The organism is Curtobacterium sp. MMLR14_006, from assembly GCF_001864985.1.
Taxonomy (GTDB): Bacteria; Actinomycetota; Actinomycetes; order Actinomycetales; family Microbacteriaceae; genus Curtobacterium.
Window position 1 is genome coordinate 157,942 of sequence record NZ_MJGU01000022.1, and the last position, 23,279, is coordinate 181,220.

At 71.5% G+C, this 23,279-nt stretch carries 24 protein-coding genes; 17 read left to right on the forward strand and 7 right to left on the reverse strand.

Annotated elements, in window-relative coordinates:
* Nucleotides 1-33 precede the first annotated feature (33 nt).
* The gene (locus tag BIU94_RS09790) at nucleotides 34-573 is read left to right on the forward strand and encodes a GNAT family N-acetyltransferase (protein WP_083404767.1); all 540 of its coding nucleotides are present in this window, start codon (nucleotides 34-36) and stop codon (nucleotides 571-573) included.
* Here the strand turns inward: BIU94_RS09790 and BIU94_RS09795 are convergent.
* Both BIU94_RS09795 and BIU94_RS09800 read right to left on the reverse strand, forming a co-directional pair.
* Entirely contained in the window at nucleotides 461-1,399 is a 939-nt protein-coding gene (locus BIU94_RS09795; RefSeq protein ID WP_071258388.1) for a serine hydrolase, read from the reverse strand. The genes BIU94_RS09790 and BIU94_RS09795 overlap by 113 nt on opposite strands.
* Nucleotides 1,399-3,363 carry a M13 family metallopeptidase gene (locus BIU94_RS09800; RefSeq protein ID WP_071260270.1) on the reverse strand — a complete coding sequence of 655 codons (1,965 nt, stop codon included), beginning with the start codon at nucleotides 3,361-3,363 and terminating at the stop codon, nucleotides 1,399-1,401. The genes BIU94_RS09795 and BIU94_RS09800 overlap by 1 nt, the downstream gene beginning before the upstream one ends.
* 80 nt (nucleotides 3,364-3,443) lie before the next feature.
* Between BIU94_RS09800 and BIU94_RS09805 the strand changes: the two genes are divergently transcribed.
* From BIU94_RS09805 to BIU94_RS09815, 3 genes are all read left to right on the forward strand, one after another.
* Nucleotides 3,444-4,781, forward strand: a complete 1,338-nt coding sequence (locus BIU94_RS09805) for a uracil-xanthine permease family protein (protein ID WP_071258390.1) — start codon at nucleotides 3,444-3,446, stop codon at nucleotides 4,779-4,781.
* A gap of 135 nt (nucleotides 4,782-4,916) precedes the next feature.
* Complete coding sequence (locus BIU94_RS09810) at nucleotides 4,917-6,251, forward strand: MATE family efflux transporter (protein WP_071258392.1); 1,335 nt, start codon at nucleotides 4,917-4,919, stop codon at nucleotides 6,249-6,251.
* Entirely contained in the window at nucleotides 6,248-7,462 is a 1,215-nt protein-coding gene (locus BIU94_RS09815) for a lipopolysaccharide biosynthesis protein (protein WP_071258394.1), read from the forward strand. The genes BIU94_RS09810 and BIU94_RS09815 overlap by 4 nt, the downstream gene beginning before the upstream one ends.
* Nucleotides 7,463-7,493: 31 nt before the next feature.
* On the opposite strand, the gene BIU94_RS09820 is transcribed toward BIU94_RS09815, so the two are convergent.
* On the reverse strand, nucleotides 7,494-8,045 hold the full coding sequence (locus tag BIU94_RS09820; RefSeq protein ID WP_071258402.1) for a TetR/AcrR family transcriptional regulator: 552 nt from the start codon (nucleotides 8,043-8,045) through the stop codon (nucleotides 7,494-7,496).
* Between the two features lie 63 nt (nucleotides 8,046-8,108).
* Between BIU94_RS09820 and BIU94_RS09825 the strand changes: the two genes are divergently transcribed.
* Nucleotides 8,109-8,846 carry an SDR family oxidoreductase gene (locus BIU94_RS09825; protein ID WP_071258419.1) on the forward strand — a complete coding sequence of 246 codons (738 nt, stop codon included), beginning with the start codon at nucleotides 8,109-8,111 and terminating at the stop codon, nucleotides 8,844-8,846.
* A gap of 54 nt (nucleotides 8,847-8,900) precedes the next feature.
* Here BIU94_RS09825 and BIU94_RS09830 read toward each other — a convergent pair whose 3' ends face one another.
* A complete protein-coding gene (locus BIU94_RS09830; RefSeq protein ID WP_139196375.1) occupies nucleotides 8,901-9,185 on the reverse strand; it encodes a hypothetical protein in 285 nt (94 codons plus the stop codon).
* 84 nt (nucleotides 9,186-9,269) lie between these two features.
* Nucleotides 9,270-9,551, reverse strand: coding sequence for a hypothetical protein (locus BIU94_RS09835; RefSeq protein WP_139195992.1), 282 nt, complete (start codon nucleotides 9,549-9,551; stop codon nucleotides 9,270-9,272).
* Nucleotides 9,552-9,670: 119 nt separating this feature from the next.
* Here BIU94_RS09835 and BIU94_RS09840 point away from each other — a divergent pair, with 119 nt between their 5' ends.
* The 8 genes from BIU94_RS09840 to BIU94_RS09870 all read left to right on the forward strand — a co-directional run bounded on the left by BIU94_RS09840 (nucleotide 9,671) and on the right by BIU94_RS09870 (nucleotide 16,904).
* Nucleotides 9,671-10,117 carry a hypothetical protein gene (locus BIU94_RS09840; RefSeq protein ID WP_071258430.1) on the forward strand — a complete coding sequence of 149 codons (447 nt, stop codon included), beginning with the start codon at nucleotides 9,671-9,673 and terminating at the stop codon, nucleotides 10,115-10,117.
* 174 nt (nucleotides 10,118-10,291) lie between these two features.
* On the forward strand, nucleotides 10,292-10,414 hold the full coding sequence (locus BIU94_RS18210) for a hypothetical protein (protein WP_302846701.1): 123 nt from the start codon (nucleotides 10,292-10,294) through the stop codon (nucleotides 10,412-10,414).
* Between the two features lie 74 nt (nucleotides 10,415-10,488).
* Nucleotides 10,489-11,631 carry a hypothetical protein gene (locus BIU94_RS09845; protein ID WP_139195991.1) on the forward strand — a complete coding sequence of 381 codons (1,143 nt, stop codon included), beginning with the start codon at nucleotides 10,489-10,491 and terminating at the stop codon, nucleotides 11,629-11,631.
* A complete protein-coding gene (locus tag BIU94_RS09850; RefSeq protein ID WP_071258438.1) occupies nucleotides 11,628-12,683 on the forward strand; it encodes a cupin domain-containing protein in 1,056 nt (351 codons plus the stop codon). Before BIU94_RS09845 ends, BIU94_RS09850 begins: the two co-directional genes overlap by 4 nt.
* Before the next feature lie 115 nt (nucleotides 12,684-12,798).
* Nucleotides 12,799-13,818, forward strand: coding sequence for an arginase family protein (locus tag BIU94_RS17075; RefSeq protein WP_217639499.1), 1,020 nt, complete (start codon nucleotides 12,799-12,801; stop codon nucleotides 13,816-13,818).
* Nucleotides 13,815-15,101, forward strand: coding sequence for an MFS transporter (locus tag BIU94_RS09860; protein WP_071258447.1), 1,287 nt, complete (start codon nucleotides 13,815-13,817; stop codon nucleotides 15,099-15,101). The genes BIU94_RS17075 and BIU94_RS09860 overlap by 4 nt, the downstream gene beginning before the upstream one ends.
* Before the next feature lie 10 nt (nucleotides 15,102-15,111).
* Nucleotides 15,112-16,137 carry a ribosome small subunit-dependent GTPase A gene (gene rsgA / locus BIU94_RS09865; RefSeq protein WP_071260290.1) on the forward strand — a complete coding sequence of 342 codons (1,026 nt, stop codon included), beginning with the start codon at nucleotides 15,112-15,114 and terminating at the stop codon, nucleotides 16,135-16,137.
* Nucleotides 16,137-16,904, forward strand: coding sequence for a cupin-like domain-containing protein (locus BIU94_RS09870; protein ID WP_071258453.1), 768 nt, complete (start codon nucleotides 16,137-16,139; stop codon nucleotides 16,902-16,904). Before rsgA ends, BIU94_RS09870 begins: the two co-directional genes overlap by 1 nt.
* 63 nt (nucleotides 16,905-16,967) lie before the next feature.
* Here BIU94_RS09870 and BIU94_RS09875 read toward each other — a convergent pair whose 3' ends face one another.
* Entirely contained in the window at nucleotides 16,968-18,101 is a 1,134-nt protein-coding gene (locus BIU94_RS09875) for a substrate-binding domain-containing protein (protein ID WP_071258457.1), read from the reverse strand.
* Between the two features lie 92 nt (nucleotides 18,102-18,193).
* Between BIU94_RS09875 and BIU94_RS09880 the strand changes: the two genes are divergently transcribed.
* From BIU94_RS09880 to BIU94_RS09895, 4 genes are all read left to right on the forward strand, one after another.
* The gene (locus BIU94_RS09880; protein WP_083404733.1) at nucleotides 18,194-19,501 is read left to right on the forward strand and encodes an MFS transporter; all 1,308 of its coding nucleotides are present in this window, start codon (nucleotides 18,194-18,196) and stop codon (nucleotides 19,499-19,501) included.
* A gap of 9 nt (nucleotides 19,502-19,510) precedes the next feature.
* Nucleotides 19,511-20,206, forward strand: coding sequence for an endonuclease NucS (nucS, locus tag BIU94_RS09885; protein WP_071258460.1), 696 nt, complete (start codon nucleotides 19,511-19,513; stop codon nucleotides 20,204-20,206).
* 166 nt (nucleotides 20,207-20,372) lie between these two features.
* Entirely contained in the window at nucleotides 20,373-21,029 is a 657-nt protein-coding gene (locus tag BIU94_RS09890) for an HAD hydrolase-like protein (protein WP_071258462.1), read from the forward strand.
* Nucleotides 21,026-22,285: a CynX/NimT family MFS transporter gene (locus tag BIU94_RS09895; RefSeq protein WP_071258467.1), complete on the forward strand. Its 1,260-nt coding sequence runs from the start codon at nucleotides 21,026-21,028 to the stop codon at nucleotides 22,283-22,285. Before BIU94_RS09890 ends, BIU94_RS09895 begins: the two co-directional genes overlap by 4 nt.
* A gap of 126 nt (nucleotides 22,286-22,411) precedes the next feature.
* On the opposite strand, the gene BIU94_RS09900 is transcribed toward BIU94_RS09895, so the two are convergent.
* Nucleotides 22,412-23,245 (reverse strand): SDR family oxidoreductase, encoded by an 834-nt coding sequence (locus BIU94_RS09900; RefSeq protein ID WP_071258470.1) that lies wholly within the window; start codon nucleotides 23,243-23,245, stop codon nucleotides 22,412-22,414.
* Between the last annotated feature and the right edge of the window lie 34 nt (nucleotides 23,246-23,279).

The window sequence follows — 23,279 nt, forward strand, 5'->3', positions numbered from 1 at the left end:
GCGGTGGCCCCGGGTTCGGGCACCATGGGCACCGTGACCTTCACGATCGAGCACGAGCGCCCGGGGACCGACGAGCTCACGGCGCTGTACGACGCCGTCGGCTGGACGACCTACACGGCGGACCCGGCGGCACTGGGCGCCGCGGTCGCCGGCTCGCACACCGTCCTGACCGCCCGCGGCGACGACGGGCGGCTGCTCGGCCTGCTGCGGACGATCTCGGACGGCGTCACGATCGTGTACGTGCAGGACGTGCTCGTCGTGCCGGACGCCCACCGGAGCGGCATCGGCGGGGCACTGCTCGACGAAGCCCTGCGCCGGTACGCGGGCGTGCGCCAGACGGTCCTGCTCACCGACGCCGAGGACGGCCAGCGGGCCTTCTACGAGTCGCGCGGCTTCGTCGAGGTGCACGACGTCGAGCCGGCACCGCTGCGGTCGTTCGTGCTGCTGCGCTCAACGCAACTCAGCGACGCGCGGGTGCGTGCACGGCCTCGAGCACCTCGGTGCCCATGGTGCGCAGCGCCTCGACGACCGCGAGGCGTCGCTGCAGCGACGCGTCGTCGAAGGTCACCGTGACGGCGTAGCTCACCGACGACCCGGGCCCGCGCAGGATCCCGGCCTCGGCGCGCACGCCCGTGCTCGACCCCGTCACCGCGACCGCCTGCAGCCCGTGGTCGAGCGCCCGGTGCGACAGCGGGTCGAGTCCGAACGAGCCGGCGACCAGGCTGAGGTCGCTCGCCAGCGACAGCCAGCCGAGCACCCGGTTCGAGACGGCCTCGTCCACGACCTCGCCGAGGGCCAGGCCACGCATCACCCACGCCAGCTCCCCGGTCGGCGCGACCGAGGTGTCCGGGGCGTCGTCCGGTCCGCGGCGGTCGCGCACCCGGTCGATGAGCGCCGTCCGCTCGAAGCCCAGGGAGTCGGCGCGCTCGCGCACGGCGTCGATGCCGACGGTGGAGAGCAGGGCGTTCGTCGCCCAGGCGTCGCCGGTGGCACCGACGAGGGTCGCCAGGTCTGGCACCTGCATCGTCGGCTCCTGCAGGAACTGCCACAGGCCGGCACCGGTCGCGGTGTCCCGCGCCATGCGCTGCAGCCGGTCGCCGTGCAGTCGGCCGTCCTCGAGCCGGGCGGCGACCTCGACGAGCAGGAGCACGCGGCCGAGGCTCGCGACCGGCTGGACGAGGGTGTCGTCCACCGAGAGCAGCGACTTGCCCGACGACGTGTCGATGACGGAGGCGCTCACTGCGGCACCGTCGACCGCGAGCGCGCCGAGCGCCTCGGTCGTCGCCACGAAGCGGTCGGCGCCCCCGCCGCGGTGCTTGCCGCGGTCGCGTCCGCCGCCCGCCGCCCGGCCGTCCGGTCGCCGACGGCGGGACGACCGAGCCGCGTCCGGCTCCGCCATCACCAGATGGCGACGCGCTCGGCGGGGTCGAGGTACATCGCGTCCCGCTCCGTCACGCCGAACGTGTCGTACCAGACGTCGATGTTGCGGACCACCTGGTTGCAGCGGAACTCGTTCGGCGAGTGCGGGTCGATCGAGAGCAGGCGGGCTGCCTCCTCCGGACGGATGGCCATCCGCCAGGCCTGCGCCCAGCTGAGGAAGAAGCGCTCGGCGCCGGTCATCCCGTCGACGACGGGCGGCTCCTGCCCGTCGAGCGACAGCAGGTACGCCTTCCACGCGATCGACAGGCCGCCGAGGTCGCCGATGTTCTCGCCGATCGTCAGGGCGCCGTTGACGTGCCCGTCCGGCACCTCGGTGGGCACGAGGGCGTCGTACTGCGCGATGAGGGCCTTCGTGCGCTCCTCGAACGCGGCGCGGTCCGCCTCGGTCCACCAGTTCTGCAGGCGACCGTCGCCGTCGTACTGCGACCCCTGGTCGTCGAAGCCGTGGCCGATCTCGTGGCCGATGACGGCCCCGATCGCGCCGTAGTTCGCGGCGGCGTCGCGGTTCGCGTCGAAGAACGGGAACTGCAGGATCGCCGCCGGGAACACGATCTCGTTGAAGCCCGGGTTGTAGTACGCGTTGATCGTCTGCGGGGTCATGAACCACTCGTCGCGGTCGATCGGCTTGCCGATCTTGCCGAGCTCGCGGTCGACCTGGAACGAGGCCACGGCGCGGACGTTCGCGACCAGGTCGTCGGCGGTCACGGGGAGTGCCGAGTAGTCGCGCCACTGCACCGGGTAGCCGATCTTCGGCGTGAACTTGTCGAGCTTGTCGAGCGCGCGGGCCCGGGTCTCGTCGGTCATCCAGTCGAGCGACGTGATGCTCTGCCGGTACGCCTCGACCAGGTGGGCGACGAGGTCGTCCATCGTCGCCTTCGAGGTCTCGTCGAAGTGCTCCTGCACGTAGATCCGGCCGACGGCCTCGCCCATCGCGCCCTCGACCAGGGAGACGCCGCGCTTCCAGCGCTCGCGCTGCTTCGGCGCCCCGGTGAGCGCGGTGCCGTAGAACGAGAAGTTCGTGGCCGAGAAGGCGCTCGTCAGGTACGCGGCCGAGCCGCGGATGACCTGCCAGCGGAGCCAGTCCTTCCACGCCTCGAGCGGCTGCTCGCGCAGCAGTGCGGCCAGACCGGTGACGAACGAGGGTTCGCGCACGACGACGGTCTCGAAGGCCCCGGCCGGTGCGTCGATGGCCTGCCACCAGGTCTGCAGGTCGATGCCCTCGGCGAGCGCCGCGACCTCGGACCAGGGCAGCTTGTTGTAGGTCTTCTGGCTGTCGCGGGTGGTCACGTTGTCCCAGTGCACCGCGGCGAGCGCGGTCTCGAGGGCGATGACGTGCTCGGTGCGGTCGGCGCCGTCCTCGAACCCGGCGAGCGGGAACATCGCGGCGACGAACTCGCGGTACTTCGTGCGGATGTCGGCGAAGCGTTCCTCGCGGTAGTACGACTCGTCGGGCAGCCCGAGGCCGGACTGCTCGAGGAAGACGACGTAGGACTCGGGGTCGCCCGGGTCGTTGTCGACGAAGAGCTGCAGGAAGCTCGGCAGACCGAGCCGCTCGAAGCGCCCGACGGCGGCGACGACCTCGGGCACGGACGTGATGGCGGTGATCTCGGCGAGCAGCGGCTCGATCGGCGCCGTCGCGAGTTCTTCGAGCCGCGCCTCGTCGGTGAACGAGGTGAACAGGTCGCCGACCTTGCGCTCCTCGGTGCCGGGCGCCGCCTGCTGCGAGCGCTCGATGATGGCGCGGACCGCGAGTTCGGCCGCCTCGGCGAGGACGGTGAACGAGCCGTAGCGCGCCTTGTCGTCGGGGATCGGCGTCGCGTCGACCCACGAGCCGTTCACGTGGCGGTACAGGTCGTCCTGGGGGCGCACAGCGGGGTCGAGTTCGTCAGTGTGGATGCCGGAGGCACGTGCGACGTCGGTCATGCGCTCCACGATAGCCATGCCCCCACGGGAGCAGGCAGGAACGGGTCGTCGATGTGGACGGCTGCCGGTACGGTCATCGCATGGGACTTCCGTGGAAGCTGCACGGGGACGGCAAGACCGTCTCCTCGACGACCATCGTCGCACCGGACGAACGGCTCACCTGGGGGCGCACGATCGGCCTCGGCGTGCAGCACGTCGTCGCGATGTTCGGCGCCACGTTCCTCGTGCCGCTCATCACCGGCTTCCCGCCGGCGACCACGCTGCTCTTCAGCGGCATCGGCACGATCCTGTTCCTGCTCATCACCGGCAACCGGCTGCCGAGCTACCTCGGCTCGTCGTTCGCGTTCCTCGCCCCGATCGGTGCCGCGACGAAGATCGGCGGCATCCCGCTGGCGCTGTCCGGCATCATCGTCGTCGGCGCGCTCCTCGCGGTCGTCGGCCTCGTCGTGCACCTGGCCGGTGCCGGGTGGATCGACCGGCTGATGCCCCCGGTGGTGTCCGGCGCGATCGTCGCCCTCATCGGCTTCAATCTGGCGCCGTCCGCCCGGACGAACTTCGCCGAGGCGCCGGTGACCGCGCTCGTGACGCTCGCGGTCATCGTCCTGGTCACGGTGCTGTTCAAGGGCCTGATCGGGCGGTTGTCCATCGTGATCGGCGTCGTCGTCGGCTACCTCGTGGCACTCGCCGCCGGCCAGGTCGACCTGTCGAGGGTCGCCGATGCGAAGTGGTTCGGCCTGCCCGACTTCCACGCTCCGGCGTTCGACCCGAACCAGCTCGCCGTGTACCTGGCGTTCATCCCGGTCGTCCTCGCCCTGGTCGCCGAGAACGTCGGCCACGTGAAGGGGGTCGGACAGCTCACCGGCCGTGACCTCACGCCGCTCACCGGTCGCGCGCTCGTCGCCGACGGCGTCTCGACCGTGCTCGCGGGCCTCGGCGGCGGTTCGGCGACCACCACGTACGGCGAGAACATCGGCGTGATGGCGGCCACCCGCGTCTTCTCCACCGCGGCGTACTGGGTGGCAGCGATCGTCGCCGTGCTGCTCGGCCTGTCCCCGAAGGTCGGCGAGGTCATCTCCTCGGTGCCGCACGGCGTGCTCGGCGGCGCCACCACCGCCCTCTACGGGCTCATCGGCATCATCGGTATCCGGATCTGGGTCGAGAACCGCGTCGACTTCGCCAAGCCGAAGAACCAGCTGACCGCGGGCATCGCGCTCATCATGGGCATCGCGGACTTCACGTTCGACTTCGGCCAGGCGTCCTTCGGCGGGATCATCGTCGGCACCGTCGCGGCGATCGTCGTCTTCCACGTCATGGACCTGATCGGTCGCGCACGCGGCACCGACGAGTCCACCCCGGTGGCGTCGGACCAGGCGCACGCCGCCACCGGTGGCGTGCCCGCCGAACCGCGCCGCGACTGACGCACGTGCACAGCCGGTCCCGGCCACGTGCCTGACGACGTGGGACCGCCGGACGGGAGGCCCGTGGCGACGCCGTCACGGGCCTCCCGTCCGGCACGGCGCCCGTCCACGGCGCGGGACGGCCAGAATGGGCCGGTGCCCCGACCGACGCGACCCGCTGCGACCACCGAGCGACGCGCGGTCGACCGCGACATCGTGCGGCTCGCGGTGCCCGCGCTCGGCGCGCTCGTCGTCGAGCCGCTGTTCCTGCTGACCGACACCGCGCTCGTCGGCCACCTCGGCGCGACACCGCTGGCGGCCGTCGGGCTCGCGAGTGCCGTGCTGTCGACGGTGACCGGGCTGCTCGTGTTCCTGGCGTACTCGACGACGCCCGCGGTGGCACGGGCGCTCGGTGGTGGCGACCGTCGCGGAGCCGTGCACGCGGGCATCGACGGGATGTGGCTCGCGCTCGTGCTCGGCGTGGTGCTGGCGCTGGTCGGGTGGCCGCTCGCCGGGCCGCTCGTCGACCTGTTCGGTGCCTCGGCCGAGGTGTCCGCGGCGGCGACCGCCTACCTGACCGTGTCGCTCGTCGGCCTGCCCGGCATCCTGGTCGTGACGGCCTCGACCGGACTGCTGCGCGGGCTGCAGGACACCCGGACCCCGCTCGTCGTCGCCACCGTCGGGTTCGTCGCGAACGGGCTGCTGAACGCCCTGCTCATCTACGGGGCCGGCTGGGGCGTCGAGGGCTCCGCCGCCGGCACGGTCATCGTGCAGTGGGCGATGGCCGTCGTCTACGTCCGCATCGCGGTTCGGGCCGCGCGGTCGTCGGGGGCACCGCTCCGGCCGGGTGCCTCGGGCGTCGCACGGGCGCTGCGGTCGGGCGCCTGGCTGTTCCTGCGGACCGCGTCGCTGCGGATCGCGATGCTCGCGACCGTCGGGGCCGCGGCCGGGCTCGGGACCACCGGGCTGGCGACCACGCAGGTCGGGCTGACCGTGTTCTCCACTCTCGCGTTCGCGCTCGACGCCCTGGCCATCGCCGGGCAGGCGCTCGTCGGGCACGGACTCGGTGCACGCGACCCGGAGCGGGTGCGGCTCGTGACGCGGCGGCTCGTGCTGCTCGGGATCGCCGGCGGGGTGCTCCTCGGCCTGCTGACCCTGGCCGTGAGCGGACTGCTCGGACCGGTGTTCTCGGACTCGCAGGCGGTGCGCGCCGCGCTGCCCGTCGTCCTGGTGCTCATCGCCGTCGGGATGCCCGTCGCCGGCTACGTCTTCGTGCTCGACGGCGTGCTGATCGGCGCCGGCGACGCGCGGTACCTGGCCGTCGCCGGAGGCGTGAACCTGGTCGTGTACCTGCCGCTGCTGTGGTGGGCGGGCGGGACCCTCGCGGGGCTGTGGGCGGCGTTCGCCCTCGGCTACATCGGGGTCCGGGCGGTGACGCTCGGACTGCGGGCGCACCGGCGCGGGTGGGTCGAACAGGCGTTGGCACGGTGAGCGGGTCCGCTGCTGCGTCGTCGTCCGTGGCGTCGTCGGCCGTGCTCGCCACCGTCGGCATCGGGGTGCAGGGCGTTGCGAAGCTGCTCGTGACCGTCGTCGTCGGTCGGGTGTTCGGCACCGAGACCCTCGGACAGACCACCGCCCTGCTGTCGCTCTCGGTGTTCGTCGCCCTGCTCTGGCCGAACGCGTCGGGCAACACCGCCTCGCGGTTCCTGGCGATCGCGCTGCGGGGTCGGCGGTCGGACGCCGCGGTGAACCGGCTGCTCGGGGTGTCGATGCTGGTGTCGAGCGTGGTGCTCACCGCGGTCACCGTGCCGGTCGCGCTCGCCTGGGGCAACGGCCCCGGGACGGTGCTCGGCGGGGTCGCGGTCGTCGTCGGCTACGGGCTCTACTGCCACGCGCGCGGCGCACAGCTCGGGTACGGGCGGGCGCCCCGGATCGCGCTCTGGGACTCCGTGACGAGCGTGCTGGCACTCGCGTTGCTCGTGGTGGCGTGCGTCGCGCGGCTCGAGCCCTTCGTGCTGCTCCCGCTGGCGATCGGGTACACGGTGTTCGCGATCGCGTGCTGGCCGCGGGGCAACGGCCTGTCGGGTCCCACGGAGCCGACAGCCGGGGTGCTCGGGTTCGCCGCGTGGAACGTGCTGGCGGTGGTGACGTCGAACGGGTTGCTGCAGTTGACGATGATCTCGGCGCAGGTGACGTCGTCTGCCCACGACGCCGGCGTCTACGCGGCAGCGTTCACCCTGGCGACGCCGGCCTCGATGCTCGGGCAGGCACTGGGGCAGGTGCTCGTACCGGCGTTCGCGCACCGGACGGACGGCGGATCGCTGCGGTCCCGCGGGGCGGTGCTGCTCGTCGGCGGGTTCGCCGCCGCCTCGGCCGTGGTGTTCGGGCTGGTCGGGTTGCTCGCAGGATGGTTCCTGCCGATCGTCTACCCCGCCGAGGGCACCGCCGCCGTCGCCGACCTGCGGTACCTGATGGTCGCGGTGTGGGTGTTCACCATCGGGCTCGTGCCGGCCGCGCTGCTGCTCGCCGCCGGACGGTCACGCCAGGTCGCCCTGGCGTCGGTCGCCGGGTTCGTCGTCGGCGCCGGGCTGATGGCGGTGCTCGGACCGGTCGCGGGGGTCGCCGGCGGGACGACGGGGTTCCTGGTGGGGAGTGCGGTGAACCTCGTGGCGGTGGTGGGGCTCGGGGTGCGGCGGGGCTGAGGCGCGTGCTGTCGCGGCGAGGTCGGGCCGCCTACCCGGAACGCAGCCCGTCGACGACGAGGTCGAGCAGGTGCGGCACCCGATCGGCGGCCGATGCCCCGAGCCGCCAGAGGAACGCGACGAGCGCCAGGAGGTCCGCCGGCTCGACGTCCGGGCGCAGGACGTCGGCCTGCGCCCCGGCCTGCAGCAGGGCGCCGATCGCGTCGGCGATCTCGTCGTACTGCTCGTCGTGGAGCTGCTGCCGGGTCGCAGCGTCGAGCACGTCCGCCAGCGCGTGCTTCTGGTACCCGAAGGCGGCGAGCTCGTCGAGCCACGAGCGGAGCGCGCCGCTCTGCGACGGTCGGGCGGCCAGCGCCCGCGCCGAGGCGACCAGTCCCTGGAAGTCGGCGCGGTAGACCTCGGCGAGCAGCGCCTCCCGGGTGGGGAAGTGCCGGTAGAGCGTCCCTTGGCCGACCCCCGCGAGTCGGGCCAGCGACTGCATCGTCGTGGCGGCGTCGGAGCGCAGCGCGTCGCGCGCGACGTCGACGAGGCGGGCGCGGTTGCGCTCGGCGTCGGCGCGACGGGGTGATTGCGAAACGGACATGTGTCCGATAACCTCCTCGAAGAATCGGACGGGTGTCCGTTTCAGACTACAGGAGGCAGGTCCATGGACGGCATCGCAGGGAAGGTCATCGCGATCACCGGCGCGTCGAGCGGGATCGGCGAGGCGACGGCACTGCACCTCGCGGTGCGCGGCGCGAAGGTCGTCCTGGCCGCGCGTCGCGTGGAGCGGCTGTCGTCCGTCGTCGCACAGATCACGGGCGCGGGCGGCGAAGCGATCGCGGTCGAGACCGACGTGCGCAGCCGGGAGGCGCTGCACGCGTTGGTCGCGTCGGCGCGGTCGCGCTTCGGTCGCCTCGACGTGCTGCACCAGAACGCGGGCAGCATGGCGGTCTCGCCGTTCGACGCCCTCGACGTCGACGGGTGGCAGCAGATGGTCGACGTGAACCTGGTCGGTGTGCTCAACGGGATCGCTGCCGCCCTCCCGGTGTTCCGGGAGCAGGGCTCGGGGCACTTCGTGCACACGGCGTCGACCTCGGCGCACCGCATCGTCCCCGCACAGGGCGTCTACGCGGCGACGAAGACGGCGGTGCGGGTGCTCAGCGAGGCACTGCGGCAGGAAGCGGGCCCGGGGCTGCGCGTGACCGTCGTCTCGCCGGGGTTCACCGCGACCGAGGGAGTCACCAAGACCGACGACCCCGAGCAGCGCGCGGCGCTCGAGGCTCGTCGTGACGCGATCGCGATGCCCGCCGACGCCGTCGCGGCCGCGGTGGCGTACGCGATCGCGCAGCCGGCCGGCGTGGACGTCGGCGAGGTCGTCGTCCGGCCGACCGCACAGGACTGACGCGTCCCCGCACCGGCTCCGACACCGCCGACCCCGAGGACGGATCTCCGGCCGTCAGTCCCGGTCGGCGTCACGATCTGCTTCGCGGGCCGCGTCGCGAGCCGCACGCCCGGCAGCGCGACGTGCTCGCGCCTCGGCATCCTGTTGCTCCTGGGTCGGACTCTTCTGCATCGATCCCCGCGCTGCGAGCACGATCATCACGACGACCAGCACGAGCGCGACCGGGACCAGGAAGGTCAAGAACACGCAGAATCCCCACTCGATCACGAGGCCCGTGGTCGTGCCTCCTGCGCAGCGTAGCCCGACCGTGCCTCGGGGAGGGATCCTGTCGAGGAACACCAAGACACCGTTGTCGCGCAGTCGTCCGAGGGTGGGTGCATCACCGACAACGACACGGCGGATCAGGTGTCCGAGAACCCGTCCTCAGTGGCGTGCTGCTCGAAGTTCCCGCTCGAGACGCAGCCGCCGCCGGTTGAGCCGGGCCAGTCCGGGAAGGCCCGTGACCAACGTCCACGTCTGACGCGTCATGCTCGGGAGTCCTTGCTCTCGCAACTCGGCCGAGACCTGCTGCTGCGCGGCACCGTCGCTGTTCTTGACGAGCATCCGAGCGCGCTCCATCTCGGGGTCGTTGAGGGGATGCGCTGCGATCCGTGCCTGGACGCCGCGGTGCCGCGCGCGGAGTGCGGCTTCGGTCTTCGTTCGCATGGAGTTGCCTCTCTGTGGTGGACACGGCCAGCTGCAACAGTACGAAGACCGACGAACGGCCACCTCAACCGAACGGTTGACAGAACAGGTGACGTCGTCGGCCCACGACGCCGACGTCGATGCTCGGGCAGGCACTGGGGCAGGTGCTCGTACCGGCGTTCGCGCACCGGACGGACGGCGGATCGCTGCGGTCCCGCGGCGCGGTGCTGCTCGTCGGCGGGTTCGCCGCCGCCTCGGCCGTGGTGTTCGGGCTGGTCGGGCTGCTCGCAGGATGGTTCCTGCCGATCGTCCACCCCGCCGAAGGCACGGCCGCCGCCACCGACCTGCGGTACCTGATGGTCGCGGTGTGGGTGTTCACCGTCGGCCTCGTGCCGGCCGCGCTGCTGCTCGCCGCCGGACGGTCCCGCCAGGTCGCCCTGGCGTCGGTCGCCGGGTTCGTCCTCGGCGCCGAGCCCATGGCGGTGCTCGGACCGGTCGCAGGGGTCGCCGGCGGGACGACGGGGTTCCTGGTGGGAAGCGCGGTGAACCTGGTCGCGGTGGTCGGGATCGGGATGCGGCGGGACTGAGCGGCGAGCACGGTCGCAGTGCGCCGAGCAGACAGTCGGCCCAGCCGGTGTTCGTGAAAGGAAAGCGACATTTCTCTGGACAGCTTCGGCTCCTCGTGGAACACTCTGTCCACGGTGCCGCTCAGCACCGGATCGTCAACAATGACGGTCATTCCGTGGAAGAGGGGATAGTCCATGAACGGCGCAACGAAGACCGAGCAGAACGACAACGCAACGATCGACATCGAGGACATCGTCATCACCGACGAGGACCTGATGGACGTGCAGTTGCGGAACCGGATGGACGTCGGGCACTGACGCTCATGCGGTATTGAACGAGCGGGGCCGGCTCGGGGGGAATCCGGGCCGGCCCCTACACTTCGGGGGGCACATTGAACGTCATCGACAACGCGGTCTGGATGCGATTCGCAACGGACCACGGACCTGGTTTCCGCGAGGTCACGCACATCAGGGGTCTGGTGCAGCGGCCTGAGATCATCCTGTCCGCACTCCGGTCAGCACTGGCGAACGCGACCGATCCCCGTGTCCAGTCCGTGGCAGGGCTACCGCGGATACGGGTCTTCGGCCCGGAGCAGCTCGACTACCGCGCGAGTGAGGCGGTCACGCACACCGCGTACGACGGCTCCGACGTGATCGACTGGCTCAGCACCGCGACAGGTCGGCACGACGTCTGCGCCGCCTTCAACGCGGTGGAGACGTGGTCTCCGTGGGCACGTTCCGTGTTGCACGAAGAGATCGTCGCGCCCATGGTCGAGGCCAGCGGCATCCCGCCGCGCGGCCTCGACTTCTACTCGTTCATCGCTTCGTCCGGCTTCACACCGTTCGGTGTCCACTCCGATCTCGAACCCTCCTTCATATTCCACCTCGGTCCCGCCACCAAATCGGTGTGGGTCTGGGAACCGGAGACGCTCGGAGCACTTCCCGGGCAGCGCGAGGTGACATTGGACATCGATCGTCATCTCGCTTCCGCTGATCACCACTTCGTGTTGGAACCGGGCGATTTCTTGAGCATCCCCGGTCATCACTTCCACGTCTTCAAGAATGACGGGCCAGCCGTCTTCCTGGGGATGTCCTACTACGAGCCGGACGAAGCCGAAGAATTGCTCCAGGCGGCATCGGTCCTTCTCCGACGTTCCTCGAATTCCCTGGACAGCCTCGGAGCGGAAGCCCTCGCCGGGCAGCTCCGACAACGACAGAACCAGCGAGCCAACAGAGGCTTCGTGGGAGCGCATCGCCTGTTGCCGGCCGGGGTGTTCGCAGACGTCGACAGCGCCGAGGTCACCAGTCTTCCGATCGCCGTCGACTCCGGTCGCCTGTCCGTGCTCGGCAGGACCATCGACCTGCCCGACGATGTCAGCGACGCAGCAGTCCGCGCGCTCCTCGACCCTCGGCGTGCATCGATCACCACGGCGGACGTGCGAGAAGTCGTCCCGGGCGAGCGTCCCGCCCGGAACTTCTTCGTCGCCCTGCTGCGCATCGGCGCCCTGGTGACGAGAGAGTCGGTGCGAGCGTGACGCTCTGGGGTGAGGTGCAAGCAGCCCTCGGCGGCGCCCCCGTCCGCTTCGGCGAGCTCGTGCTCGGCCGGATCGACGGCAGGGCTGTCGATCGGGTCGGCTGGCGAGCAGTCGATCGCGCGATGGCGCAGTCGACGTTCGAGCACGGTCTGATCAAGGTCGTACCCGCCGTGGACATCGACCAGACGACACTGGTCGAGACCCGGATCGGAGCCGGCGACATCGTCGAGCGGCGCCCACGCCGGAAGCCGTTCATCGCGCTCCTCCGGGACGGCGCGACCTTGGTCGTCAACAAGGCCGAACGCGTCGTCCCCGAGCTCCGCGACGTCGTCGAGTGCCTCGAGTACGCGATGCACGAAGCGGCCTGGGTCAACGGCTACTCGTGCTGGGCGTCGGAGTCGGCGTTCGGCCGGCACAGCGACAGCCACGACACCGTGATCCTGCAAGCGGAGGGCGAGAAGCACTGGCGCGTCCACCGCGGAGGCGGTGCCGCAGACGAGGTCGCACTGGACGCCGTCCTGCGCCCTGGCGATGTCATGCACGTCCCCATCGGCTGGGATCACGAGGTGACCGGCGTCGGAGGAGAGACCCTGCACTGGACGTTCGGCGTCGTCCGCACATCGCCGACGGAAGCCATCCGCGAGATCTTGCAGCTCGGCGTGCCCCTGCACGACATCACGACCGATGACGATGATCGGCTCCGTCGCGAGCTGTTCATCGCTCGGAGCGAGCGGTCCCCCGAGCGGCGCCGCGGTCTGTCCTTGCCGTGGTCGGTTCGTGATGACGACCTCAGCGGCGCGTCCTTCCGCTGGGCAGCCCGGTTCCCTCCGACGTTCGAGTCGGCCGGCGATCGCGTCAGCCTCCGCAGCCTGGGGAAGTCGGTCAAGGTCGCGAGCGAGTTCACAGCCGTCATCGAGGCGTGGGTCTCGGGCGGACGGGTCGCTCACGCTCAGATCCACGAGATGGTCCAGCTCTCGACTGACGACGTCGACCGAGCGCTCCGCGCGCTCCTCCGAGCCGATCTCCTGCTCGCTGATCACGATGACCGTTGAGGGCGTCGGCAGGCGGACCAGATGGGTCTGGCACCCCACGTTGCGGCTCGAGGGAGACCAGGTCGTCAACGAGATCGAGGGAACGGCCGCCCGGCTCACCCCGGAACTCAGACGGTTGTGGGAGACGCCGAGCCTCATCGCCTCGATGCTGACTCCGGAGGCCCATGCGATGTTGGCGCGGAAGCACTTGCTCCTTCCCGAAGGCGTCGCCGACCACGCGGATCGTGGTCTCCTCCGTCGCTCTGCCGAGCCGATCGTCTCCGCGGATCCTGCTGTTGCCCGATGGGGTTTCATCGGTGCGCCCGTCTGGCAGCAACCGGAGCCGGATCTGTCGGTGCAGGAGATCGTGCCCGGCCTCCGGCGCGGGCTGCGCAGGCTGCTCGACACCGAAGCGACCACCACCGCCTGGGACTGGACGAGCCGGACGGAACTCGGACAGCGGAGCACGGCGGTGCTCGACCACGGCGACATCGTCCTGGACCCGCCCAACGACACCGCACGATCGGTGTCCGATCGTCTGTTCGCCGCCGTGACGACCGTGATCGAGCAAGGGCAACTGCCCCTCGTCGTCGGCGGCGACCACTCGATCGGCTACCCGGTGATCTCGGCCCAGGCGGCAGGACACCGTGATCTGGTCGTGGTCCACCTCGATGCACATGCGGATCGCCGACCGATCCCGGCACGGCAGACGACCGCCGACTGTGGCAACTTCGTCACCTGGTGCCTCGACGACCGACCGGATCTGCGCTGGTTGACGATCGGGGTGCGTGGGATCGACACGAACCTCGCTCGCGGGACCACGGGTGCCGACGATCCGGTCTCCTACCTCACCGCTGCCGAGGTCGGCGCCGCCGGGTGGCAGGACGTGGTCGCCGCGCACTGCCACGGCCGGCCCGTCCACGTGAGCGTGGACATCGACGTGCTCGACCCCTCGATCGCTCCCGAGGTCGCCTACCCCGCCCTCGACGGCCTCGATCCGACGCAAGTGCGCGCTGTGCTCGACGTGGTCGCGGCCTCGGGCACGATCGTCGGGCTCGACCTCTCCGAGGTGTGCGGGCCGATGACACGTCGCAACCAGGCCGCGATGCTCGCGGTGGACCTGATCCACAGGACGATCTCGAAGGGAACGCAGTGAGCACCCAACAACGCGCACGTGAATCGCCCACGTCCCCGTTCCGATCGCACGGCTTCCCCACCTACTACCTCGGACAGTCGATCTCCTTCTTCGGCGACGGGGTCGTGCCCCTGACCTTCGCGTTCGCTGCCCTCGAGGTCTCCCGCTCCGGCTGGGGCATGCCGATCATCCTGCTGTCGCTCTGGGGTGCCCGGATGCTCTTCATCGGGTTGGGGGGCTCGGTCTCCGATCGCCGCGACCGGGTCGCGGTGATGTGGATCGCTGACGCCGTGCGCCTCCTCGCACAGGTCGTGCCGATCGTCGCCTTCGTCAGCGGGAGCGCCACGTTGTGGCACCTCGGGGTCTCCGCGGCGCTCTACGGAGTCGCCACGTCGTTCTACATCCCCGCCAGCATCGGGTTGGTCCCACAACTCGTCCCGGAGCGAGCGCTCCAGAAGGCGAACTCCTGGATCGACGTCACGTTGAACACGGGTCTCCTCGTCGGCCCTGCGCTCGCAACGCTGCTCGTCACGCTCGGCGGTGTCCCGCTGGCGCTGCTGTTCGACGTCGTGACGTTCGCCGTCTCCCTCGCCTGCCTGACCTTCCTGTGGAGGCTCCGACGGACAGCCGCCCCGCTGGAGGACGGCGATCCATCTCGCGCGACGTCCGAGGACGAACCACCCGGAGAGGAAGCCGACAACGGAGGGTTCTGGCAGGGCGTCGCGGTCCTCCGACGGCACCCCGACATCCTGACGCTGATCCTCCTCCGTTGCCCTGTGCAGCTGAGCATCGCTGCCATCAGCGTCCTCGGGCCCATCGTGGCCAGGGATGCACTCGGCGGGATCGCGTTCTGGGCTGCCCTCGCGACGGCACTCGCTGCTGGCGGCCTCGTGGGCTCCGTCGCGGCCGGATGGGTACGACTCAGCAGACCGAAGTTCTTCGTGCTCTGGACCTTGATGGTGTGCCAGCCCGTGCAGCTCGTGCTGTTCGCGTTCGGGGTCGACATCATCGCGCTGACCGCCGCGTTCGCGGTGACCGCAGTACTGATCTCGATGGAAGGTGTCGTCTTCGACACGTACCTGCAGACGACCGTGCCGAACGCTGCGCTCTCACGGATCGGGTCGGTCGAGCAGACGCTGATCTCGGTCATGGTTCCCGTCGGCCTCGCGATCAGCCTTCCGCTGGCGAAGGTCCTGGGAACCCAGACCTACTTGCTCGGCCTCGCCGCACTGATCGTCGCCAGCGCCGTCGCTGCGTCCTGCGTCATGCACCTGCGCCCGGCGCCCGCCACCAAGAGGAGTTGAACGCGTGGACATGCAGCAGCACCTGACCGCCCTCGGTATGCCCGACGGCATGGACCTGACCTGGACGACAGCCGCCGAAGGTCGGGCCGGACGAGTCACCGTCGTCCACGGCGCACAAGCGGAGGTTCTCCTCGCGAAGGATTCCGGGGAGCTCGAGGAGGTCCTCCTCCCCCTGTCCCGGTCGCTCGCGACGACACCGGTGGCCGGGGACTGGGTACTCGCCGACGGATCGCGGATCACCGCGTTGGGACCGCGCACGACGAACCTGTCACGACCCGACCCGAGCGGCGTCGGCGCGCAGGTCCTCGCCGCGAACATCGACCACGTCTTGATGGTCCTCCCGCTGGAGCGAGGACTCAACGTGGGGGCCCTCGAACGCCTCACGGTCATGGCCTGGGACAGCGGAGCGACCCCCCTGACAGTCCTGACGAAGGCCGACCTCGCAACCGACCTCGGCGGCGCAACAGACGCCGCGGCCCAGGCGGCCCCGGGAGTCGAAGTGGTCCTCACCAGTTCGGTCACCGGCACCGGACTGGATCGGCTGCGGGAGATCATGGTCAGCGGAACGACGACCACGATGCTCGGCGCGAGTGGCGCCGGGAAGACATCGCTGCTGAACGCCATCGACGGACGATCCGAGAAGGTACTCGGGGTGAGCCCCGCCGGCGAAGGGCGGCATGCCACCACGTCTCGCCGCCTGTACCGGCTGTCGACCGGCGGCGTCCTCCTCGACGTGCCGGGCATCCGCTCACTCGACCTCATCGCGAGTGACCACGGGGTGGACGAGACGTTCGCCGAGATCCACGATGCCTCGCAACGCTGTCGGTTCCGCGACTGCAGCCACACCACGGAGCCGGACTGTGCCGTCCTCGCAGCGGTGGTCGACGGAACCATCGAAGCACGCCGCCTCGCGAACTGGCGCAAGATCCACCGCGAGATGGCCTACCAAGAGCGGCGCGGTGACGCCGCCGCGATGTCCGAGCAACGAGCGGAATGGAAGTCCATGACCAAGCTCTGGCGGAAGAAGTCCTCGTGATGGCCGCGGGCGGGGGCATGCAGCTCCGCGAGGAGTGGCCGGAGTCCGTGACACCGCTGTCAGGTCCGGTGTGCGTCCGCGGAGCAACGGAGCACTGGCCGGTCCACGAGATCGTGTCGAGCGGGACGCTCCAACGTCGGTGGCGTGACGAGGCGGTGAGCCTCGTGACCGCGGTCGGCGCGACGGAACGGACGACGGTCGGTTCGTACTTCGCACAGCTCGCAGAGGGCCGCGCCGGAGGCACGTACCTCAAGGAGTGGCACGTGTCCACCTACCTGGATGAGTTCGCCGAGCTTCCCCTGCCGAGCGCGCTCACGAGTTGGTTCGATCGACTCCCGGAGCAGTCTCGGCCCGACTGGGCCTGGATCTTCGTCGGGCCCGCCGGCAGCGGATCACCGACACACGTCGACGTCATGTGCAGTTCCGCGTGGAACCTGCTCGTCACGGGTACCAAGGAGTGGACCCTCCACTCGCCGGTGACCGCCGCAGCGATGGGACACCTCGAGCCGGAGCTGGTCGCGGTCACCGGTCGTGACGATGCCTCCACGTTCACGTTCGTCCAGCGTCCCGGCGATGTCGTCATCGTGCCGGGCGGTTGGGCGCACGCGGTCCGGAACCGCGAGGACACCGTGTCGCTCACCGGGAACTGGGTCAGCGGATCCAACGTCGATCTCGTACTCGCCTCGTTGCGCTCCTCGGGACAGCGCTCATGGACGCAGATCGTCGAGGCGCTCCGCGACCACCACGGAGGGCTCGGGAGCGATTGACCCAGCGCAGGCGATGGTGCGTCCCGTCACCTGAGGTCACGCTCCGACGGACGTGGACTCGCGTCAGTCGCGGCGTGACGCGGCCGGCGGCCCCGTCGTGTCCCCCACCCGCAACGCCGACGTGAACGACGCCGGCTCCGGCTCCGCCCCCTCGAGCATGGCGAGGGCAGCGCGCGCAGCGGCCTGGCCCTTCTGCACGAAGGGCTGCACCAAGGTCGTCAGCTGCCGGATCGGCGATCGGTGCAGCAGGCTGTCGTCGACCGTGATGCCGTCGAAGCCGACGACGCTGACGTCCTCCGGCACCCGGAGTCCGGCGTCCAGGGCCGCCGCGATGACGCCGACGGCGAGCAGGTCGCTCTGCGCGACGACGGCGGTGGGGCGGGGGCCGTCGGCCGCGAACAGGGCGGTGCCGGCGAGGCGCCCCTCCTCGACCGCACTGCCGGCGGCCTCGATCGCGACGGCCGACGGGAAGACCTCGCGCACCCCGCGGAGGCGTTCGAGCGTGGTGAACGCGGTGCCCGAGGACAGCCGGTCGTCGGCGATCGGTCCTCGGCGACGTGCCGCGTCGAGGGGCAGGGTCACCACCGTGACGGCGGCGTGCCCGAGCTCCTGCAGGTAAGCGGCAGCCCGGCGTGAGGCATCGCGGTTGTCGAGCTGCACGGGGACGGCACCCTCGATGTCGTCGGCCTCGATCGCCACGACGGGGATCTGACGTCGGCGCAGCACGGCGACGGCGGGGTCGATCCGGACGTTGCAGCCGACGAGCACGACGGCGTCCATCGGGGCGTCGACCAGCGGCCCGGTCCCCTGCTCGTCGTCGAGGGGGCTGCGGACGAGCAGCAGCGAAGCACCCGCCTCGCCGGCGACCTCGGCGATGCCGTCGAGCGTCAGGACGTTGACCGGGTCGCGGAACGCGTCGCTCAGGCGTTCGTCCATCACGACGCCGATGACGCCGGAGCGTCCGCGGCGCAGGGACCGGGCACGGGGATCGGGGCCGCCGTAGCCGAGGTCGGCCGCGGCGGCGAGCACGCGGGCCTTGGCGTCGTCGGACACCGGGCCGAGGCCGCTGAAGGCGAGCGACGCGGTGGACGGTGCCACGCCGGCGGCGCGGGCGACCGCGGCGAGCGTCGGGCGCGACCGACGAGCAGCGCCGCCGCCCGAGGGCGACGCGCCGGGTCCTGTTGCCGGTTCGTCCATCGCCCGTTAGCGTATCCGGAACGAGCGGTCGAATCGATTCGACCGACGCAGGACACGCAGCAGAACGCGCACCGCAGCACGATGGGACCACCATGACGACGACGTCCACCCGCACCACCCCGAGCACCAGGGCCTGGATCACCGCGGTGTTCGTGACGTTCACCCTGTCCGGGCTCGACATCGCGACCTGGCTCGGCCGGATCCCGAGCGTGCGCGACTCCCTCGGCGCCAGCACGCTCGAGATGGGCCTGCTCGTGCTCGGCATGGCGGTCGGCTCGATCGGCGGGCTGACGTTCGCCGGGCACATCGTCGCGAAGCTCGGCGCACGCCGGGGCGTGCAGGTCGCCGCCGTCTGCCTGCTCGTCGGCATGGTCGCTGCCGGGGTCGCGGTGACGCTCGGCTGGGGCTTCGCCGCCATCTGGATCGCGCTCATCGCCTTCGGGTTCGGCAACGGCCTGGTCGACGTGTCGATGAACGTGTCCGGCGCAGCCGCCGAGAAGGCCGGGGGGCGGACGATCATGCCCCTGTTCCACGCGGCGTTCAGCCTCGGCACCCTGGCCGGCGCCGGACTCGCGGCCGTGACGGAACGCTTCGCGGTGCCGGTCGTCTGGCACTTCACGGTCCTGGTCGTCCTGACGAGCATCGCGATGTTCGTCGCCGTGCGCGGGTTCCAGGACGAGCACCGGTTCGAGGCGCCGGTCTCCACCGACACGAGCCCGATCGCCGCGCCGCTCACCCGCTGGCAGGTCTGGGCGCAGCCCTCCACCATCCTGATCGGCGTCATCGTGCTCGGCATGGCGCTGGCCGAGGGGTCGGCGAACGACTGGCTGCCCCTCGCCATGATCGACGGCCACGGGCTCGACAACGCCGCCGGTGCCGCCGTGCTCACGGTCTTCCTCGCCGCGATGACCGCCGGCCGGGTCGCCGGCAGCCCCCTCATCGACAAGTTCGGACGCGTCCCGGTCCTGCGCACCAGCGCGGCGGTCGCGGTGGTGGGGCTCGGCATGCTCATCTTCATCGACAGCGTGCCGATCGCGATCGTCGGCGTGGTGCTCTGGGGTCTCGGCGCGAGCCTCGGCTTCCCGATGGGCATGTCCGCCGCTGCCGACGACCCGCGCACCGCGGCCGCGCGCGTCAGCGCCGTCGCGACGATCGGGTACGTGGCGTTCCTCGCCGGGCCGCCCCTCATCGGGTTCCTCGGCGAGCACGTCGGCCTGCTCGGTGCGCTCCTGGTGGTCTTCGTGTTCATCATCGCGGCGGGACTGGCGTCGGGCGCCGCCCGCGAGCGCGGCGCCGCCGCCCGGCCGGCGCGCGGCGGTGGCGACGTGGACGGCGGGGGCGAGCCGCGCCTCCAGGCCGAGCGCAGCGACAGCACCGCAGGCGGTCGCGACGCCCGTTAGGCTCTCCGCGTGCGTCTCGTCATCGCCCGCTGCTCCGTCGACTACGCCGGACGGCTCTCCGCCCACCTGCCGCTCGCGACCCGTCTGCTCATGCTCAAGGCCGACGGCTCCCTGCTCGTGCACTCCGACGGCGGCAGCTACAAGCCGCTGAACTGGATGAGCCCGCCGTGCTCGATCGAGATCACCGAGCCCGACGACGACCAGTCGGCCGCCGGGATCACGCAGGTGTGGACGGTGACGCAGAAGAAGACGCAGGACAAGCTCATCGTGTCCCTGTACGACGTGGTCGCCGACGAGACCCACGACCTCGGCGTCGACCCCGGGCTGGTGAAGGACGGCGTCGAGGCGCACCTGCAGCAGCTCCTGTCCGAGCAGATCGAGCTGCTCGGCGACGGCCACACCCTGGTGCGTCGCGAGTACATGACCGCCATCGGACCGGTGGACATCCTGGCGCGCGACGACGCCGGAGCGAGCGTCGCGGTCGAGATGAAGCGGAACGCCAACATCGACGCGGTGGAGCAGCTCACGCGCTACCTCGAGCTCATGAACCGCGACCCGCACCTGCGCCCGGTGCAGGGCGTGCTCGCCGCGCAGACGGTCGCACCGCAGGCACGCACCCTCGCCGAGGACCGCGGCATCCGCGTCCTCGTGCTCGACTACGACGCGATGCGCGGCATCGAGGGCGGGCACACCCGCCTGTTCTGACCGCCGTCCGACCCCCGGGAACCAGGTTCCGGACACGGAACCGCGCACCAGCGTGGTGCGGTGTCCGGAACCCGGTTCCCCAGGCCGCGGGCCAGCGACGGACGGGAGGCACGGGCCGCGCCCGCCACGTCGGTCGCCGCCACCGCCCGGCTAGGGTGGGCAGGACATGACCAGCCCGTTCTCCGCCATCCTGTTCGACCTCGACGGCACCATCAGCGACTCCGCGCCGGGCATCCTCGAGAGCCTGACGCACACCTTCCGCACCGTCGGGGTCCCGGTGCCGGACCACGACACCCTGATGTCGTTCGTCGGCCCGCCGATCATGGACACGTTCCGGGTCGCGATGGGCATGGACGCCGAGCAGGCCGAGCGCACCCTCGCGGTGTACCGCGAGCACTACTTCTCGCACGGCGCCCTCGACTCGACGATGTTCCCGGGCATCGACGTGGTGCTCCGCACCCTGCACGACGCCGGACTGCCGATCTCCACGGCGACGAGCAAGCCGGAGACCCCGGCGACGTACATCCTCGAGCACTACGGGCTCACCGGGGACATCGACATCATCACCGGCGCGAGTGACGACGAGGTCCGGTCGAGCAAGGCCGACGTCGTCGAGGAGGCGCTCCGCCGCCTCGACGCCCACGGCTTCGACGTCTCGCGCCCCGTGCTCGTCGGCGACCGGAAGCACGACGTCGAGGGCGCCACGGTGCACGGCGTCCCCGTGGTCTTCGCGGAGTGGGGCTACGGCTCCCCCGACGAGGCCGCCGGCACCGTCGCGAGCGCGGCCACTCCGCTCGACCTGCTGCCGATCCTGCTGCCGTGACCGGCCGCGTCGCGAAGGGGCTGCGCGGTGCCGCGTGGGCGCTGCCCGCCGCCATCGTCCTGGTCGCGCTGAACTTCCGCGGTCCGATCGTCGCCCCGGCGCCGGTCATCGGCGACATCCGGGTGGACCTCGGCCTGACCGCCACGATCGCCGGGCTGCTCACGACGATCCCGGTGCTCTGCTTCGCGCTGGCCACGCCGTTCGCGAGCTGGGTGATCGCGAAGGCGGACCCGGAGCGGGCGGTGTCGCTGTCCCTCGTCATCGTGCTGGTCGGCACCGTGGTGCGCTCGCTCCCGTCCGCGGCGGCGCTGCTCGTCGGCACCGCCGTGATCGGCATCGGCATCACGATCGGCAATGTCGTCGTGCCGGTGGTCATCCGGCGGGACACCTCGCCGGAGCGGGTCGGGCTCGTCACCGGCGTGTACACGTCGGCGCTCAACGTCGGGTCGATGACCACCTCGCTCGGCACGGCGCCCCTGGCCGCGCTGTGGGGCTGGCCCGTCGCGATCGCCGCGTGGGCGGTCTTCGTGCTCGTCGCCGGCGTCGCGTGGACCACCACGGTGGGTGCCCGGGCCGCGTGGCGCCGCCCGGCGTCTGCCGCCGCCGCGGAGCCGCTGCCCGTCACCGGTCCGATCGACCAGGTGCTCGACACCGGGGCGGTCCGGACGACGCGGGTCGCGCCGGCCGAGCCGGTCCGTCCGGCGCGACGCTGGATCACCTGGGGGCTCACGCTCGCGTTCGGCGGCCAGGCGTTCTCGTACTACGCCCTGACCGCGTGGATCCCGACCCTGCTGCACGACGAGATCGGGTTCTCGAAGGCGTCCTCCGGTGCGAGCTCGTCGGTGTTCCAGATCCTGGCCGTGGTCGGGGCGCTCGGGGTGCCGCTGCTCGCGACGCGGTGGCGACCGCGTGCGATCATCGCGCTCGTCGGGTTCCTGTGGTTGGCGATGCCGCTCGGACTGCTGTTCGCCCCGCAGCTCTGGCTGCTGTGGTCGGTGCTCGGCGGTGCGGCCCAGGGCGGCGGCATCACGGTGATCTTCATCGTGATCGTGCGGATCGTGTCGAGCGACGCCGACGCCCGACGCATGTCCGCGTTCGTGCAGGGCGGCGGGTACCTGATCGGGTCGGCCGGGCCGCTCGTCGCCGGGGCGCTGCACGGTGCGACCGGGGACTGGACGGTCCCGCTGCTCGTCGTGCTCGCGTCGGTGCTCACCCTCGGGGTCGCCGGCACGATCGCCGCCCGCCGCGTGGCGTGACGGGCACCGGTCGGCCGACGTCCTGAGCAGGGACGGTCGGGTGGCCACGCGCGACCCGACACCGCGTGCTCACGGAGCGGGGCGGGCGTGCCACCCCGCACGCCACTCCACACGCGGCCCCGCGGGTCAGTCGGCCGCGAGGACCTCGCGCAGGGACATCGGACGCCGGCCCGTCACCCGTTCGACGTCGCCGGAGACGTGCGACAGGGCCCCCTCGGCGATCGCCGTGTAGGTGCTCACCCACGCGTCGGCCTGCCACGGCTCGGGCTGCCACCGCGCCCGCGAGGCGTAGGCCTCGTCCACGGTCTCCGGGTGGTAGGACACCGGGCGGCCGCGGACCTCGGACACGGTGGCGGCGGCCTCGGCGAGGGTGATCGCCGCGGGGCCGGTCAGCTCGTACGTGCGGTCGAGGTGCGCCGCCGGGTCACGGAGCACGGCGGTCGCGACACGTGCGACGTCGGCACGGGCCACCGCGGCCATCGCCCCGTCGCCCGCCGGGCCCCGGATCACGCCGTCCTCGCCGACCAGGTCCTCGACGAAGTCCAGGTAGAACGAGTCCCGCAGGAACGTGTGACCGAGGTCGGTCGCCCGGATCGCCGCCTCGGTCGCCCAGTGGTCGCGGCCCAGGGTGAAGGTGGCGTCGGCCGCCGCGCCGACGAACGACGTGTACACGACGTGCCGCACCCCGGCCGTCGCGGCGGCCGCCACGAAGGTGCGGTGCTGGTCGAGGCGGTCCTGCGCCTCGGCGCCGGACACCATGAGGAGCACGTCGACGCCCTCGAGCGCCGTGCGGGCCGCCTCGGCGTCGGCGTAGGTCGCGACGGCGACCTCGGTGCCGGGCAGCTGCGGGGCACGCGCGGCGTCGCGCACGATCATCCGGAACGGGATGCCGTCCGCGGCGAGCGCGCGGGCGACCGCGCCCCCGATGTTGCCGGTCGCGCCGGTGATGGCGATGGTCATGGTCGCTCCTTCGGTCGGGGTCGGGTCGGTCGCC